Source organism: Thioclava litoralis, assembly GCF_045278885.1.
GTDB lineage: Bacteria > Pseudomonadota > Alphaproteobacteria > Rhodobacterales > Rhodobacteraceae > Thioclava > Thioclava litoralis.
In genome coordinates this window covers 1,007,847-1,022,500 of sequence record NZ_CP135443.1, presented here as the reverse complement: position 1 = coordinate 1,022,500, position 14,654 = coordinate 1,007,847, and the positions used below count along the sequence as shown (strand labels likewise).

The 14,654-nt window shown below is 58.9% G+C and carries 15 protein-coding genes, 1 tRNA gene and 2 rRNA genes (1 of these 18 only partly in view); 11 read left to right on the top strand and 7 right to left on the bottom strand.

Annotated features, from left to right (window positions below; all coding sequences use genetic code 11):
- The 3 genes from RPE78_RS05050 to RPE78_RS05040 all read left to right on the top strand — a co-directional run.
- Positions 1–2,549: ribosomal RNA gene (locus RPE78_RS05050) — 23S ribosomal RNA — on the top strand; it begins 282 nt to the left of the window's first position.
- A gap of 72 nt (positions 2,550–2,621) precedes the next feature.
- Positions 2,622–2,736: ribosomal RNA gene (rrf, locus tag RPE78_RS05045) — 5S ribosomal RNA — on the top strand.
- 61 nt (positions 2,737–2,797) lie between these two features.
- A tRNA-Met gene (locus tag RPE78_RS05040) sits at positions 2,798–2,874 on the top strand.
- 1,163 nt (positions 2,875–4,037) lie between these two features.
- Here RPE78_RS05040 and RPE78_RS05035 read toward each other — a convergent pair.
- Both RPE78_RS05035 and RPE78_RS05030 read right to left on the bottom strand, forming a co-directional pair.
- Positions 4,038–5,024, bottom strand: a complete 987-nt coding sequence (locus RPE78_RS05035) for an NAD(P)H-quinone oxidoreductase (RefSeq protein WP_406721402.1) — start codon at positions 5,022–5,024, stop codon at positions 4,038–4,040.
- Between the two features lie 3 nt (positions 5,025–5,027).
- Positions 5,028–5,711, bottom strand: coding sequence for a COQ9 family protein (locus RPE78_RS05030; RefSeq protein WP_406721401.1), 684 nt, complete (start codon positions 5,709–5,711; stop codon positions 5,028–5,030).
- A gap of 110 nt (positions 5,712–5,821) precedes the next feature.
- Here RPE78_RS05030 and rpsU point away from each other — a divergent pair, with 110 nt between their 5' ends.
- Positions 5,822–6,028, top strand: a complete 207-nt coding sequence (gene rpsU, locus RPE78_RS05025; RefSeq protein WP_083217574.1) for a 30S ribosomal protein S21 — start codon at positions 5,822–5,824, stop codon at positions 6,026–6,028.
- 84 nt (positions 6,029–6,112) lie between these two features.
- Here the strand turns inward: rpsU and RPE78_RS05020 are convergent, their stop codons facing one another.
- Complete coding sequence (locus RPE78_RS05020; protein WP_406721400.1) at positions 6,113–6,766, bottom strand: ribonuclease T2 family protein; 654 nt, start codon at positions 6,764–6,766, stop codon at positions 6,113–6,115.
- A 132-nt stretch (positions 6,767–6,898) separates the two neighbouring features.
- On the opposite strand from RPE78_RS05020, the gene RPE78_RS05015 reads away from it, so the two are divergent.
- The gene (locus tag RPE78_RS05015) at positions 6,899–7,663 is read left to right on the top strand and encodes a DUF1013 domain-containing protein (protein WP_406721399.1); all 765 of its coding nucleotides are present in this window, start codon (positions 6,899–6,901) and stop codon (positions 7,661–7,663) included.
- A 50-nt stretch (positions 7,664–7,713) separates the two neighbouring features.
- Here the strand turns inward: RPE78_RS05015 and RPE78_RS05010 are convergent, their stop codons facing one another.
- Positions 7,714–8,736 carry a Hint domain-containing protein gene (locus RPE78_RS05010; protein WP_406721398.1) on the bottom strand — a complete coding sequence of 341 codons (1,023 nt, stop codon included), beginning with the start codon at positions 8,734–8,736 and terminating at the stop codon, positions 7,714–7,716.
- Between the two features lie 288 nt (positions 8,737–9,024).
- Between RPE78_RS05010 and RPE78_RS05005 the strand changes: the two genes are divergently transcribed.
- The 5 genes from RPE78_RS05005 (at position 9,025) to RPE78_RS04985 (ending at position 12,807) form a co-directional block, all read left to right on the top strand.
- Positions 9,025–9,990 carry a L,D-transpeptidase gene (locus tag RPE78_RS05005; protein ID WP_339108397.1) on the top strand — a complete coding sequence of 322 codons (966 nt, stop codon included), beginning with the start codon at positions 9,025–9,027 and terminating at the stop codon, positions 9,988–9,990.
- A gap of 218 nt (positions 9,991–10,208) precedes the next feature.
- Positions 10,209–11,033, top strand: a complete 825-nt coding sequence (gene panB / locus RPE78_RS05000; RefSeq protein WP_406721397.1) for a 3-methyl-2-oxobutanoate hydroxymethyltransferase — start codon at positions 10,209–10,211, stop codon at positions 11,031–11,033.
- Entirely contained in the window at positions 11,030–11,869 is an 840-nt protein-coding gene (gene panC, locus RPE78_RS04995; protein ID WP_339108395.1) for a pantoate--beta-alanine ligase, read from the top strand. The genes panB and panC overlap by 4 nt, the downstream gene beginning before the upstream one ends.
- A 40-nt stretch (positions 11,870–11,909) precedes the next feature.
- Positions 11,910–12,167, top strand: coding sequence for a hypothetical protein (locus RPE78_RS04990; protein ID WP_406721396.1), 258 nt, complete (start codon positions 11,910–11,912; stop codon positions 12,165–12,167).
- Positions 12,168–12,171: 4 nt separating this feature from the next.
- A complete protein-coding gene (locus RPE78_RS04985) occupies positions 12,172–12,807 on the top strand; it encodes a DUF1523 family protein (RefSeq protein WP_406721395.1) in 636 nt (211 codons plus the stop codon).
- Positions 12,808–12,824: 17 nt separating this feature from the next.
- Here the strand turns inward: RPE78_RS04985 and RPE78_RS04980 are convergent, their stop codons facing one another.
- Positions 12,825–13,196 (bottom strand): hypothetical protein, encoded by a 372-nt coding sequence (locus RPE78_RS04980; RefSeq protein ID WP_339108392.1) that lies wholly within the window; start codon positions 13,194–13,196, stop codon positions 12,825–12,827.
- A gap of 160 nt (positions 13,197–13,356) precedes the next feature.
- Between RPE78_RS04980 and RPE78_RS04975 the strand changes: the two genes are divergently transcribed.
- Positions 13,357–13,725 (top strand): hypothetical protein, encoded by a 369-nt coding sequence (locus tag RPE78_RS04975; protein WP_406721394.1) that lies wholly within the window; start codon positions 13,357–13,359, stop codon positions 13,723–13,725.
- Positions 13,726–13,820: 95 nt separating this feature from the next.
- Here the strand turns inward: RPE78_RS04975 and grxD are convergent, their stop codons facing one another.
- Together grxD and RPE78_RS04965 are read right to left on the bottom strand one after the other, a co-directional pair.
- Entirely contained in the window at positions 13,821–14,180 is a 360-nt protein-coding gene (gene grxD / locus RPE78_RS04970) for a Grx4 family monothiol glutaredoxin (RefSeq protein ID WP_339108390.1), read from the bottom strand.
- A gap of 206 nt (positions 14,181–14,386) precedes the next feature.
- Positions 14,387–14,629 (bottom strand): BolA/IbaG family iron-sulfur metabolism protein, encoded by a 243-nt coding sequence (locus tag RPE78_RS04965; protein ID WP_339108389.1) that lies wholly within the window; start codon positions 14,627–14,629, stop codon positions 14,387–14,389.
- Positions 14,630–14,654 lie beyond the last annotated feature (25 nt).

Sequence of the window (14,654 nt, the reverse complement as noted above, 5' to 3'; positions counted from 1 at the left end):
GTGGCGAGCGAACGCGGACCAGCCGAGCCTTGAGAGTGAGTAGAATGGTCTGGAATGTCCAGCAATATGGGTGATAGCCCCGTATACGAAGCTCAACGGGACGTATTAAGTAGGGCGGGACACGTGAAATCCTGTCTGAAGATCGGAGGACCACCTTCGAAGGCTAAGTACTCCTTACTGACCGATAGCGAACCAGTACCGTGAGGGAAAGGTGAAAAGCACCCCGACGAGGGGAGTGAAACAGTTTCTGAAACCGGACGCCTACAAGCAGTCGGAGGAGCCTCGAGCTCTGACGGCGTACCTTTTGTATAATGGGTCAACGACTTGGTCTTACGAGCAAGCTTAAGCCGATAGGTGTAGGCGCAGCGAAAGCGAGTCTTAAAAGGGCGACGAGTTCGTGGGATCAGACCCGAAACCGAGTGATCTAGCCATGTGCAGGATGAAGGTTGGGTAACACCAACTGGAGGTCCGAACCGACACCCGTTGAAAAGGGTCCGGATGACGTGTGGCTAGGGGTGAAAGGCCAATCAAACTCGGAGATAGCTGGTTCTCCGCGAAAGCTATTTAGGTAGCGCGTCGATTGTATTCTCCCGGGGGTAGAGCACTGCATGGATGATGGGGGCCCACAGCCTTACTGAGTCTAAGCAAACTCCGAATACCGGGAAGAACTGATCGGCAGACACACGGCGGGTGCTAACGTCCGTCGTGGAGAGGGAAACAACCCTGACCAACAGCTAAGGCCCCCAATTCGTGGCTAAGTGGGAAAGCATGTGGGACTTCCAAAACAACCAGGAGGTTGGCTTAGAAGCAGCCATCCTTTAAAGATAGCGTAACAGCTCACTGGTCTAGTCAAGAGGTCCTGCGGCGAAGATGTAACGGGGCTCAAGCCACGAGCCGAAGCTTTGGATGCACTGTGAAGTGCGTGGTAGCGGAGCGTTCTGTGATATAGAACGCTGCCTCCTTAGTATCCTCGGATACATTGGAGGCAATGTTCTGACTGTGAAGCCGGGCTGTAAGGCATCCGGTGGAGTGATCAGAAGTGAGAATGTTGACATGAGTAGCGACAAACAGGGTGAGAGACCCTGTCGCCGAAAGTCCAAGGGTTCCTGCTTAAAGCTAATCTGAGCAGGGTAAGCCGGCCCCTAAGGCGAGGCCGAAAGGCGTAGTCGATGGGAACCAGGTTAATATTCCTGGGCCGTGAGATGGTGACGGATCTGAACCGTTGTTCACACTTATCGGATTGTGTGGGCAGCCTACAGGTCCCTGGAAATAGCCTCTCTATAAGACCGTACCCGAAACCGACACAGGTGGACTGGTAGAGAATACCAAGGCGCTTGAGAGAACCACGTTTAAGGAACTCGGCAAAATGCCTCCGTAAGTTCGCGAGAAGGAGGCCCCATCGCTAGGCAACTAGTGGTGGGGGGCACAAACTAGGGGGTGGCGACTGTTTACTTAAAACACAGGGCTGTGCGAAGCCGTAAGGCGACGTATACAGTCTGACGCCTGCCCGGTGCCGGAAGGTTAAAAGGAGGGGTGCAAGCTCTGAATTGAAGCCCCGGTAAACGGCGGCCGTAACTATAACGGTCCTAAGGTAGCGAAATTCCTTGTCGGGTAAGTTCCGACCTGCACGAATGGCGTAACGATCTCCCCGCTGTCTCAAACGTGGACTCAGCGAAATTGAACTGTGTGTCAAGATGCACACTACCCGCGGTTAGACGGAAAGACCCCATGAACCTTTACTACAGCTTCACACTGGCATCAGGATTGTGATGTGCAGGATAGGTGGTAGCCTTTGAAACCAGAACGCCAGTTCCGGTGGAGGCATCCTTGAGATACCACCCTTCGCACTCTTGATGTCTAACCGCGGTCCGTTATCCGGATCCGGGACCCTGTGTGGCGGGTAGTTTGACTGGGGCGGTCGCCTCCCAAAGAGTAACGGAGGCGCGCGAAGGTGGGCTCAGACCGGTCGGAAATCGGTCGTTGAGTGCAATGGCAAAAGCCTGCCTGACTGCGAGACTGACAAGTCGAGCAGAGACGAAAGTCGGCCATAGTGATCCGGTGGTCCCAAGTGGGAGGGCCATCGCTCAACGGATAAAAGGTACTCTGGGGATAACAGGCTGATGGTGCCCAAGAGTCCATATCGACGGCACCGTTTGGCACCTCGATGTCGGCTCATCTCATCCTGGGGCTGGAGCAGGTCCCAAGGGTACGGCTGTTCGCCGTTTAAAGAGGTACGTGAGCTGGGTTTAGAACGTCGTGAGACAGTTCGGTCCCTATCTGCCGTGGGTGTAGGATACTTGAGAAGAGTTGCCCCTAGTACGAGAGGACCGGGGTGAACGGACCACTGGTGGACCAGTTATCGTGCCAACGGTAGTGCTGGGTAGCTATGTCCGGACAGGATAACCGCTGAAAGCATCTAAGCGGGAAGCCCCCTTCAAAACTAGGTATCCCTTGAGGGCCGTGGAAGACCACCACGTCGATAGGCTGGAGATGTAAGTGCAGCAATGCATTCAGTTGACCAGTACTAATTGCCCGATTGGCTTGATTTGATCCAGTAGTAGACAGACACTCCTGCAGATCAAAATCATGCATACAATTTGACTTGGACGCTCTTTATTCGGTTTGGTGGTCATAGCGCTGGCTATACACCCGGTCCCATTCCGAACCCGGCCGTTAAGGGCCAACACGCCAATGGTACTGCGTCTCAAGACGTGGGAGAGTAGGTCACCGCCAAACCTAATAAAGAGCGTCATTCATCTCTATAACGATAACACCCCCCAAATCAGACACAAAATAACGCGGGATGGAGCAGCCCGGTAGCTCGTCAGGCTCATAACCTGAAGGTCGTAGGTTCAAATCCTACTCCCGCAACCAATGAAATCTTACCAATCAGCCGCAAAGCCTCCCTAAGGAGGCTTTTTTATTGTCTATCAATACCTTGGAATGAAGAAGGGCCTCCAAAGAGGCCCCCCACATTGCTGATGATCGTGATCCGTATGCCGTCCCGACTGTCCCCTACTGCTGGCCGCCTGGCGAATGCGACGGCTTGATTTGCTAGAGCTCCTGGTCCCGGGATGGTTCGATGAACCTGACTGGGGCCGCTTCGATCTATGGAGACGCCGCGCTGAACGTGAAGTCAGCCATCTTACCCAATCGATGTCCGGGACCACGTCGGGTGCGGAACTGCTCCTGATCCAGGAGGCGCTGTTGAAGTAACCGGCGGCTTTCGCCCTTCACCTAGAAACGATGAAGCGATGGGAATCAGGGCGCGGGTCAGAGACCTGCGAGGTTGATACAAACTATCTGCCGGCCGAGGCTTTGCTGGCACTACAGAACGCCTTGCTGACTGAGATCGTCAAGCGCGGTATGGCGATAGAGGCCTTGCCGACCAGCAACCTGCGCATCAGCTATTAGCGAGAGTTTCATGAACACCATCTGTTCCGCTGGCTTGGCCTTGCGCCCGATACACCTTTGTCAGTAAAATCTGATGTTGTCGTGGGAACAGATGACACCGGAATTTTCGCCACGAATTTGAAGATTGAATTCGCGCTGATCGCCAACACACTGCGGCAACATTTTAACCTGGCGGAACGTGAGATAGAAGCACATCTTTCGCGCTTGAATCGCATGGCAGCTTCTTTCCGATTTCGGCCCCGGAGAACTTGAGTGTTGTTTCTCGCCCAGCACAGAGTCGGCTCAGTGCTGCATCAAAACCAACAGCCGCAGCTGCTACACCCAAATCATACGGCGCAGACAAGGTCAGGTAGCCAGCTTTAGTGAACGAGAGTTCGATACATAGCCCGCCTCTCCGGCGGGCTTTGACATGTAGCCATTACCCAACAGCTTGCCAGATACGTCCAGCTCATGATGCTGCTGCCCTTCGTCACAGAGTAAAGTCAGGCAGGGAGCGGCCGTTATTTATTCCCGCACCCAGTTCCAAAGAACAAGCCGCGCCCGAAAGGGCAGCGGCTTTTTTGTTGTCCGTGGCCTGTGTGTGGCGCGGCTTCTGTTTCCGAAGGCCCGCCCCGAGACGGAGGTTATTTGACCTTCAGGACGATCTTGCCGATATGGGTCGAGCTCTCCATGCGGGCGTGAGCTGCGGCGGCTTCGGTTAGGGGGTAGGTTGAATCCAGCAACACTTTTAGCTTGCCCGTTTCGACCATCGGCCAGACCCTTTCGAGCAACTCGCTTGCGATAACGGCTTTCTGTGCATCGGTTTGTGGGCGCAGCGTCGAGCCGGTGATGGTCAGACGGCGGGTCATCACGGGGGCGAAATTGATTTCGGCTTTCGGCCCTTGGAGGAAGGCGATAAAGACCAGCCGCCCGTCCATTGCCAAAGCTTTGAGATCGCGCTTGATATACTCGCCTCCGACCATATCGAGGATCAGATCCGCACCGCCCTGAGCGGTGAGAATCTTGACGAAATCCTCCTCGCGATAATTGATGGCGGTGGCGCCCAGATCCGCGCAGGCCTTGCATTTTTCGGCGGAGCCCGCCGTGGCAAAAACCGTGGCGCCGAGCGCGCGGGCGATCTGGATGGCGGTGGTGCCGATGCCGGACGAGCCGCCATGCACCAGAAAGCGTTCGCCACCTTTCAGACCGCCGCGCATCACCACGTTGGACCAGACGGTGAAGCAGGTCTCGGGCAGGCAGGCGGCCAGTTTCAGGTCCATACCTTTCGGGACGGGCAGGGCATGGGCAGCAGGGCAGGTGACAAATTCGGCATAGCCGCCACCGGGCAGAAGCGCGCAGACCTCGTCGCCCACGGACCAGTCGCTGACACCCGGCCCGCACGCAGCCACACGGCCCGAACATTCCAGCCCGGGCAAATCGGATGCGCCGGGCGGGGGATCATAGGCTCCGGCGCGTTGCAGCGCATCAGGACGGTTGACACCTGCATAGGCCACCTCGATCAGGATCTCGCCATAGCCCGGCACAGGCACGGCGCGATGGGCGGGTTGCAAGACCTCGGGGGCGCCCGGTTGGGTGATTTCCATCACCTGCATTTCATGGGGGAGGCTCATTTTTCAGTCCTTATCCTGCGGGGCCGCGGTTTTGCCGGGCAGATCCTCGCAGCCCTGCGGCGCGCGAATGCCCGAAAGCATGGTCTTCACAAAGGGCAGCTTCATGACGCTGCCCTTCACTTTCTCGAATTGCATGACATCCTCGATCCGGCGGTCGATAAAGGCCCAGGTCTCTGCATGGTCTTCGCTTTCATCGCCCATCCAGTACAGCACTGAAGCCGAATAGACGCCGGTCAGTGTCATGCGTTTGGTGTACCAGTTGTAATCGGTCGAGCTGTCGCCAAGCGTGGTCCAGATCAGGTCGCAGGTGTCCCAGACCAGTCGGGTGCCGGTCGCGGCATTTTGCGGCAGGGCAAAAGTTGCAGCCCCTCGGCGCACCAGTTCGGGGTCGACAGCTTCGAGACGGGTGCGCAGGGCAAAGGCGACCCTGTCACGGAATTTCATCGCTGACAGATCGGCGGTTTTCAGGGCGCTTACCATCGCCCGATCCCCGCGCCGGTGATATTCCACCGCCAGATCCAGCGCCCCCCGAGGGCAGAGGATCTTGGCGACACCCGGGTCGATATCCGAATCACTTACGGCCATATCGAAGGCCGGTTTGGCCCAGCCATCGAAAGGAACATGGGGCAGGATCGCATCCAACAGCTCTGATTTGGCGCGATCGGCATCGAGATGATCGTTTTTCATGGCCTTTCCCTTTCGGGCCCCTTTCAGGTGGTGGACAAATGGAAGGTTTATAGCTATATGAAGCGCTCCTGCAAACCGATGCAACTCTAACTTAGGAAGGTGGTGACACCATGCAGGTCAGCGTTCGCGATAACAACGTCGATCAGGCGCTTCGTGCCCTGAAGAAGAAACTTCAACGTGAAGGCGTTTTCCGTGAAATGAAGCTTCGGCAACATTTCGAGAAGCCGTCCGTGAAGAAAGCGCGCGAGAAGGCGGAAGCCGTTCGCCGTGCCCGTAAACTGGCGCGTAAAAAAGCACAGCGTGAAGGGGCTCTCTGAGTTTCGACGTGTTGAGAAAGCTGGCGGGTTTGCCCGCACCATGAACCCCCTCGGTTTCCTTGGGGGTTTTTGGGTGTCTTACGTTCAGCGGATGCCATCCATCCGCGCATCCGTCAGGGGGCAGTCGCGGATCACATCGGCCCCGCAGGTGCGGGGCGTCAGGTCTTTCGTCAGGCAGATGCGCACCTCCTGGATGCGGTGGGATTGGCAGGTGATGGTCACGCCATCGGCGCTCAGCCGCGGATTGGCCTCAAGGAAGGCCTCCTCCACCACGCTGGCGGGCAGGGTGACATCCTTGTGCAGCTGCTCGAACACATCCGGGATTTTCACGCTGTCATAGGCGCGGCGGGCCAGATCCAGATAGGCCTGCGCCGCAAGCCCCGAGCAGCGCCCGTGTTTCTTCCACTGATACCAAGCCGCCCCTGTTGTGCCCATGATATCCGCCATTGCCGCCGTCTGCCGCTTGGACGGATCGCGTGCTGACATGTTGCAATAGCTGGGCCAGCCGGTTTCGTTTTGCGGCCAGAGCCCGTGCAGGACAAAATCATGCGGTCCGTTGCGGTCTGTGTCGCATTGCGGCGAGTTACGGGCATCGCCCGTTAAGGCACACCATGTTGGGGACCAGCTGAGCGCAAGCACATAATAATCGAATTGGCCTGCCTTTTCGCCCTCGGCTTGCGCAGAAAGACTGGTGCTCAGAAGTGCCAAGATTATCAGGAATACGCGAAGTTTCGTCATTTTCTCTTTTCCCGAGCTGTGGATTTGAGTATATACGAGGCCAATTCCCCACCAGAAATGGATCGCGGCGTAGGGATCTCCCGCCCGCAGCCGATTTCTCGGCACGGGAGAGATATGTAAAGGATGGCTGAGATGACCAACAAGCCCCTGATGGCAAGAGCGACCGCCGTGTGGCTGGTGGACAATACCACGCTGAGCTTCAAGCAGATCGGTGACTTCACCGGCATGCACGAGCTGGAAATCCAAGGCATTGCCGATGGTGATGTGGCTGTGGGCGTGAAGGGCCAGGACCCTGTGGCGCATGGCCAGCTGGACGCCAGCGAGATCGAGAAGGGCGAGAAAGACGCGCTCTACAAGCTGAAGTTGAAGTTCAACAAGGCGGCTGTTGGCGAAGACAAGCGCCGTGGCCCGCGCTACACGCCGCTGTCCAAGCGTCAGGACCGTCCGAACGCGATCCTGTGGCTGGTGAAATTCCACCCCGAGCTGGCCGATGCGCAGATCGCGCGTCTGGTGGGGACCACCAAGCCCACCATCGCCTCGATCCGCGAGCGCACCCACTGGAACATCCAGAACATGACCGCCATCGATCCGGTGGCTCTGGGCCTGTGCCGTCAGTCCGAACTGGATATGGAAGTGCAGAAGGCCGCGAAGAAAGCCGCTGCGATGGGCGTCATGACCGATGACGAGCGCCGCAAGCTGGTGTCCACCGAGCAGTCGCTGGAAATGTCGGACGAGCCGCGTCTGCCGTCCTCTATTGCGGGGCTGGAGAATTTCTCGCTTTCGAAGCCGGAAGATGACGACGAGCGTAAATCGCCCGCCGATTATTCCGATGCGGACAGCTTCTTCAACCTGCCGCATGGCGATGATGACGAAGAAGAAGAAGACGAGCGCCGCTAAGGCCCCGATCTTTGTAACAGAAAACCGCCACGATTTTTGTGGCGGTTTTTTTATGGGCCGAATTGGGGCAGAGAGATCCGCAGCTCTTGTGCCAAGGCGCGGGTTGTATGGCGCTGCGCGGCCCGCATCGGCCAGAGCGGCTTGGCCGGAGTGGGGGTGCGACCCATGATTTTGCGGACCTTTCGGGCAATTTCCGGCGGCAGAAGCGACAGCGCCACCGGTCCGGGCCAGAAGCTCTCGCAGGGGAGGCCATTGGCAAAAATCACCGCATGCCGCTGTAGGACGATATGGATATAAGGCCCCGCAATTTCCGGGGCACGACCGATGCGGGGGCGGACAAGCAGCGAAGAGGCGGGCAGAAGCGCGTCAATCTCGGCAATATATACACGGTGATGCGCCGATAGAATCAGCGTCTTTCCGGGCAGACCATTGCCAAGCGCATGGGCCCGCAGGCGGATGGGCCGATGGTCACGCGCGCTGTCCAGCGGAACGCGCGACTGCAAGAGCATGGCAACCGGCGCGGCGGTGCCATCGTGACAGCGCAGCATATCGCCTTGGCGCAGGGCTTGGGCCATTTTCTGCTGCCCGTCCGCCATAAGAAAACGGGTGCGGGGGCCGAAGCAGGATGGCGCGGAGGTGGCATAGGCATAGCTGCCGCTTGTATAGTCAATGGCCTGTATCACCGTCAGCGGTTCGCCATAGGGCGGCGGCGTCCCCTGAATGACGAAGCCTTCGATATTCCACGCATCCCCATTCAAAGAGACGAATTGCAGCGTATAGGTGTTGCCCAGCGAATCCTGCACGATGACATCATATTCCGCCTCGATGATGGTGCCTGCCGCATAGTTGACCCCGCCGATCGTATATCCGGCAGCCAGAGTTTGCGTGTTGTCATCATCATCGAAGGTCGCGTTGGTTTGGTCATCGACCTGAAGGACGTCGCTCGTCGCGCCGGGTTGCAGGGTGATCGTGTCCACATTGACGGTGAACTGGTAGCCCCCATTATTGCTGAAGGTCCCCGCCGTGGTACTGGCATAGCTCAGATCAAAGAAGTTGAGGTTGAAGACGGCCATGACGGCTCCGTATGCGACGATCAGCCCTTATGATCCCGCAGAATGATTAAGTTTAATTTATCCGCGTTAAGTGTGATCGGGGAAACGGCGCCCTGCTGCCGCAGAAACCGGCGCAAATGTCATATGTTGGCCACCGCTTGCATTTTTTTCACCTTCGGGGGAACCGAGTTGCGGTCAATAGGCTTGACCGCTTACTGGAACATGAAAATAAGGTCCGGTTAACCCACGACCTGCCGATCTGCCCGGCAGGCGCTGGTTTGTAAAAAAGTTCCGAAAGGATTTGCTGCTGTGTCATCTCTATTTGTTCGTTTTCGCCTGCCGATGATTGCGGCTGCGGGGTTGGTTGCGTTGGCGGGATGTGCCGCACAGCCGCATACCGATAGCCCCTCGACCCGGATCTCGACAGCGTCGGTTCCGGCTGAATATCGCGCGCGCCAAGACGAACTGGAACCGGATGTGACCGTTCCGGCCATCAATCCGCGTTATCTGACCGAGCGTAACCGCCGCCAATGGGTTGATTACAACGGCCCCGAGGCGGTCGGCACCATCGTTGTGGACCCCTATGCCCGCGTGGCCTATCACATCGTTGCGCCGGGGCGTGCGATGCGTATGGGGGTTGCGGTCGGCAAGGCCGGTAAGGGCTTCTCGGGGACGGCCGTGATCCGTCGTAAAGAGGTCTATCCCAGCTGGACGCCGACCAAGAACATGATCCGCAATGATCCCGACCTCTATGGCCCGCTGTCGGGCGGGCTGAAGGGGGGGCTGGAGAACCCTCTGGGGGCGCGGGCGCTGTATCTTTATAAAAACGGTCGCGATACCTATTACCGCCTGCACGGCACGATGGACCCGTCCTCCATCGGCAAGGCGACATCGGCAGGGTGCATCCGCTTCTTCAATCAGGACATCATGGATATGTTCGACGAAACGGATCTGGGCACTGTCGTGAAGGTGCGTTCGAAGGCGGAAAGCCTGAAGATGGAAGGCCCGATGACCGAGCTGCATTCGGGATATGTGGTGCCCTCGTCGGATACCGCAGCCATCGAGGCGGATGCGAAAGCATGGGATGAGGGCAAGATCGAGGATCCGGCCATCTCCGATAAGGAAGCACATGACCGCGCGGTGGCCGCAGCCAAGGCACAGGCATCTGGCGGGGATCCGGTCGCGGCAGCAGAAGCTGCGGAAAAAGCCGACGAGGCGATCTATCCGGCGGCCATGACCGATGCAGAGCGCGAGGCCGCACTGAGCGGGAACTGATCGCATAAACAGGTTTTCCCACGGGTGGGAAAAGGGGATGCGCGGCAGGCCGACCGGTCTGTCGCGCTTTCATTTATGCCAGGCCCGGACCGGCCTTTCGGGGGGCGGGTGGCACCTTCGTGGCAGGGGGCAGGGTTTTCTTTGCAATTGCAGAAACTGGGGGCTATTGCTCTGGCACCTGCATCGGAGGATATGCAGGCCAAAGGAGGACATAGCCCATGAGTGCTGCTGCAAAGATCTCGCGCAAGATGCCGAGCGATATTGCCGCGATGAAAGGCCAAAGCCCGATTGTCTGTCTGACGGCTTACACCACCCCTATGGCCCGTATCATGGACCCGCATTGCGATCTGGTTCTGGTGGGCGACAGTCTGGGCATGGTGGTGCACGGGCTTGAAAGCACCTTGGGCGTGACCTTGGAGATGATGATCCTGCACGGTCAGGCGGTGGCACGCGGGGCGCAGGCGGCCTGTATCGTGGTGGATATGCCCTTCGGCTCCTATGAGGAAAGCCCCGCGCAGGCGTTCCGGAACGCTGCCCGTATCATGGCCGAGACCGGCGCGCAGGCCGTGAAGCTGGAAGGCGGCGCGCATATGGCCGACACGATCCGCTTCCTTGTCCAGCGCGGCATTCCGGTGGTGGCGCATATCGGGCTGACCCCGCAATCCGTCAATGTTTTCGGGGGGTATAAGGTTCAGGGGCGTGGGGATGCGGCGGCGCGTCTGATGGCCGATGCCGTTGCGGTGGACGAGGCCGGAGCCTTTGCGGTGACGCTGGAAAAGGTGCCGCAGGGGCTGGCCGACCGTATCACCGCCGAGATTTCGGTGCCGACCATCGGCATCGGGGCCAGCGTGAACTGCGACGGGCAGGTGCTGGTGGTGGATGACATGCTGGGCCTGTTTACCGCCTTCAAACCGAAATTTGTCAAACGCTATGCGCAGTTGGGCGATGCGGCAGGGCAGGCGGTTGCTGCCTATGCCGAAGAGGTGCGCGCGCGCCGTTTCCCTGCGCCCGAACATATGTTTTCCGACGAGGTGAAGAAATGACCTTGGTGATCCGTAATTCCGCCGAACTTCAGGACAAGGTCGCGGCATGGAAACGCTCTGGTATGCTGGTCGGTGTGGTGCCGACGATGGGCGCGCTGCATGATGGGCATCTGAGCCTTGTAAAGGCGGCAAGGGCGCAGTCGGACCGTGTGATCGTGACGATCTTCGTGAACCCGATGCAATTCAACAATACCGATGATCTGAGCAAATACCCCCGCGACGAGGCGCGTGATCTTGCGCTTCTGGACGAGGCGGGGGTGGATGTGCTGTTTGCGCCCGACGTGGCCGAGGTCTATCCCGACGGGTTTTCCACGACCGTATCGGTCAGCGGGGTCTCGGCCCCGATGGAGGGCGAACACCGTCCGGGCCATTTCGACGGGGTGGCGACCGTGGTGGCCAAGCTGTTTGGTATGACGCAGGCAGGGCGCGCCTTTTTCGGAGAAAAGGACTGGCAGCAATTGCAGGTGGTGCGCCGGATGGTGCGCGACCTCAATCTGCCGGTGACCGTGATCGGCTGCCCGACCATCCGCGAGGCCGACGGTCTGGCCATGTCCTCGCGCAATGTCCGGCTGAGCCACGAAGACCGTAGCATGGCACCGCTCTTGCATCAGGTCTTGCAAGAGCTTGCCGCCAGTTTGCGCGCGGGTGCCGATGTCGGGGTGGCTTTGGCCTCGGCCCGCGCGGAGCTGGCTGCGAAAGGGTTCGGCACGGTCGAGTATCTGGATCTGCGCGCCGGAGACAGCCTTGCTCCGCTGGCGCAGCTTGAAGACAATGCACGCCTGTTGGTGGCATTATGGTTGGGCAATGTCCGCTTGATCGATAATATCCCCGTTTAGGCGCAGCGGATGGCGGCGCCCCCCTCGGTGTGGAGAGCATATGCGCGCATTTCTGAGCTTTGCCGTCATCGGGTTCGGGGTTTTATGCCTGATCTACTGGCTGGTTTCGCTTTACGCGCGCTCGCGTGTCCGCGAGGGGCTGGAGCGCGCGGCGGACGGGCAGCTTGACCCCGAAGCCTATATTGCCGAAGGTCTGCGCGATTATGCGCGCTCCCTGCGCAAGCGCCTGCTGGTGCTGGTCTTTCTGGTGCCGGTGGGCGTGGTGATCTGTATCGTCTATTTAATGAACTACACATGAGGCCATGATGCGGTATTTCAAATGGGGTTTCTTTGCGGTGCTTGCGCTGCTGGTCTTCGCCTTTTTCCACTACACCTTGCCGCAGCATGACATCGTCCGGATTGTCGGAACGGAGAACCGCCGCATCGATTACGGGCAGCATTCGATCTTCTGGGCAACGCCCGACAAGGCGGCGCAGGCGGTGGGCAGCCGCGATGTGTTTTTCATCCAGACGCAGCGCCCGAACGGCAAGCCGATGGTCTATCGCAACGAGGATACCGGCTGGGGCTGGCCGCCCTATTTCAAGCTGGACAGCTCTAACCTGCAAGCCGTGGCGCAGGATCTTGTCTCGACCAAGGCTAATCCGGTCTGGGTGTCGATCACCCATTATGGCTGGCGTAACGAGTGGATCTCGATCTATCCCAATGCGGTATCGATCAATGTTGTGTCGGGGCCGGATGCGACGATCATTCCTTGGGCGAATATTGTTATCCTGACCTTCCTGCTGATCGTACTGCTGTTTTTGCGCGCGATGTGGCGGCAGTTTCGCAGGCGCTCTATCGATCCGGTGATCGAGGATATGGAAGAGGCGTGGGATGGTGTCGAAGACCGTGCCGAAGGCCTCTGGGGGCGCGTGAAGCGCCGGTTGGGCGGGAAATAACCCCGCCCGCGCCAAGATCAGCTGCGGCGCATCGCGCCGCGCGATTGGCAGATAAGATTATGGGCAAGGGCCATGATGATTGCGGCAAGGCTGGCGGCCATCATGGTGCCGTCGCTCTGTGTAAGCGCGAATTCCGCCCACAGAAGCTTGAGGGTCAGCGCCGCGCAGATCACGGTGGTGCGCAGGCAGTCCGCGCGTAATGGCGGCTGGCAGCCTTCGCGCAGATTGGCGATGAAGCCGCGCAGCGCGCAGGCACCGGCGGCTGACAGGAGCAGAAGCTCGGGCGGGGCCAGGGTGCCCGCACCGCGTGCGGCCTGAAAAATGATCATCGCGAATATGGCCGTGAACAGGCCAAGCGCGAGTTCGCGGGCTTGAGGGATATACTGCATTTTGCTGCTCATTGGGCTGTGGAGCCCCTTTCCTAGCAGAAAGTGCTTTCCAAATAAACAACATCAAATGGGGCGGCTCTTCACAAAGTCCAGATATTTCTTTCCGCGAAGATGGTCCCATAATCTGGTATGATGGCGGGGTAAGTGGTGCGGCGGGTAAATGAAAGACGATTCGGCATTGAGAACTCAGAGCGTCGATGACCATGTGCCAGAGCAGCTTTTGGCCTTTGCTCTGGAGGCTCTGCTGACCCGCGAGACAGGGTGGGTCGATCTTGTTCCGGCGCTGGCGCGGCGTTTTCCCCATGCCGAGGCGGTGGATATCGCGATTGCACTGACCTCTGCTGCGGCGGAAATCGAACATAGTTTTGTGCCCAGCAGTCCGTCGATGGATGCGGCGCGGCACGGCTACAAGCTTGCCGCCGTCCTGATGCTGGAGATGCATGCCCAGCGGTTGCAGGGCAGGCCGGTGCGTATGGCGGGCGATCTGCTGGAAATGTGGCACGAAAGGCCGTTTCTCGATCTGGGATGACCGATACGGGGCAATCGGGCCGGGGCAATCGGGCAGGCGTGCGGGCGTGAAAAAACCCCGCCTGAGGCGGGGCTTTTGTCGGGCAGGACGGGATCTCAGGCGTTGGCCGCGCGGATCTGCTCTGCCGCTTCCTTGTTGAACTCGATCCCTTTGTCGCTGAACAGCTGGTCAAGCTCGCCCGACAGGGTCATTTCGGTCACGATATCGCAGCCGCCGACAAATTCGCCTTTGACATAAAGCTGCGGGATGGTCGGCCAGTCGGAGAAATCCTTGATGCCCTGACGGATCTCGGCATCGGCAAGGACGTTGATATCCTTATAGGCGACCCCCATGAAATTGAGCACACCCGCCACACGGCTGGAGAAGCCGCATTGGGGCATTTCTTTGGTGCCTTTCATGAAAAGCACGACATCGTTTTCAGAGACGTCTTTCTGGATCTGGTCTTGCGCGCTCATGGCGAAGTTCCTTTGTTTGGCGTATGCGCAATGCATACAGGCCGTATGTGAGTGAGGGCCGATTCGCCCGACGGGGGCGTCGGTATGGCCAGCGGTCTTTGTCCGGACGCTGGTCGCCCGCGATGGACGACTTGGCGCGGCGGTAGGATTTTCGGTCGGGCATGACAGGAGGGCACGATGCCGCGCCTCCTGCCGGTCTGTTCTTGTTACTCGGGCGCCTTTGTCGTGAGCGCCAGCGCGTGGAGGGCGCCGCTCGGGCCGTCCATCGCGCCTTTGAGGGCAGCATAGACTGCGCGCTGCTGCTGGACGCGGTTCTGTCCGCGGAAGGATTCGTCGATGACCTCGGCGGCCCAGTGATTGCCATCTCCGGCGAGGTCGGTGATGGTGATTTTTGCCTCGGGGAACGAGTCTCGGATCAGGTTTTCGATATCCTGGGCTTCCATTGGCATGAAATAGGCACTCCTGCAGCTTCTT

Coding starts and splice junctions, on each gene's coding strand:
- RPE78_RS05035 (WP_406721402.1), bottom strand. CDS start 5,024: ATGAGCCTCCCCCATGAAATGCAGGTGATGGAAATCACCCAACCGGGC.
- RPE78_RS05030 (WP_406721401.1), bottom strand. CDS start 5,711: ATGAAAAACGATCATCTCGATGCCGATCGCGCCAAATCAGAGCTGTTG.
- rpsU (WP_083217574.1), top strand. CDS start 5,822: ATGCAGGTCAGCGTTCGCGATAACAACGTCGATCAGGCGCTTCGTGCC.
- RPE78_RS05020 (WP_406721400.1), bottom strand. CDS start 6,766: ATGACGAAACTTCGCGTATTCCTGATAATCTTGGCACTTCTGAGCACC.
- RPE78_RS05015 (WP_406721399.1), top strand. CDS start 6,899: ATGACCAACAAGCCCCTGATGGCAAGAGCGACCGCCGTGTGGCTGGTG.
- RPE78_RS05010 (WP_406721398.1), bottom strand. CDS start 8,736: ATGGCCGTCTTCAACCTCAACTTCTTTGATCTGAGCTATGCCAGTACC.
- panB (WP_406721397.1), top strand. CDS start 10,209: ATGAGTGCTGCTGCAAAGATCTCGCGCAAGATGCCGAGCGATATTGCC.
- panC (WP_339108395.1), top strand. CDS start 11,030: ATGACCTTGGTGATCCGTAATTCCGCCGAACTTCAGGACAAGGTCGCG.
- RPE78_RS04990 (WP_406721396.1), top strand. CDS start 11,910: ATGCGCGCATTTCTGAGCTTTGCCGTCATCGGGTTCGGGGTTTTATGC.
- RPE78_RS04985 (WP_406721395.1), top strand. CDS start 12,172: ATGATGCGGTATTTCAAATGGGGTTTCTTTGCGGTGCTTGCGCTGCTG.
- RPE78_RS04980 (WP_339108392.1), bottom strand. CDS start 13,196: ATGCAGTATATCCCTCAAGCCCGCGAACTCGCGCTTGGCCTGTTCACG.
- RPE78_RS04975 (WP_406721394.1), top strand. CDS start 13,357: ATGAAAGACGATTCGGCATTGAGAACTCAGAGCGTCGATGACCATGTG.
- grxD (WP_339108390.1), bottom strand. CDS start 14,180: ATGAGCGCGCAAGACCAGATCCAGAAAGACGTCTCTGAAAACGATGTC.
- RPE78_RS04965 (WP_339108389.1), bottom strand. CDS start 14,629: ATGCCAATGGAAGCCCAGGATATCGAAAACCTGATCCGAGACTCGTTC.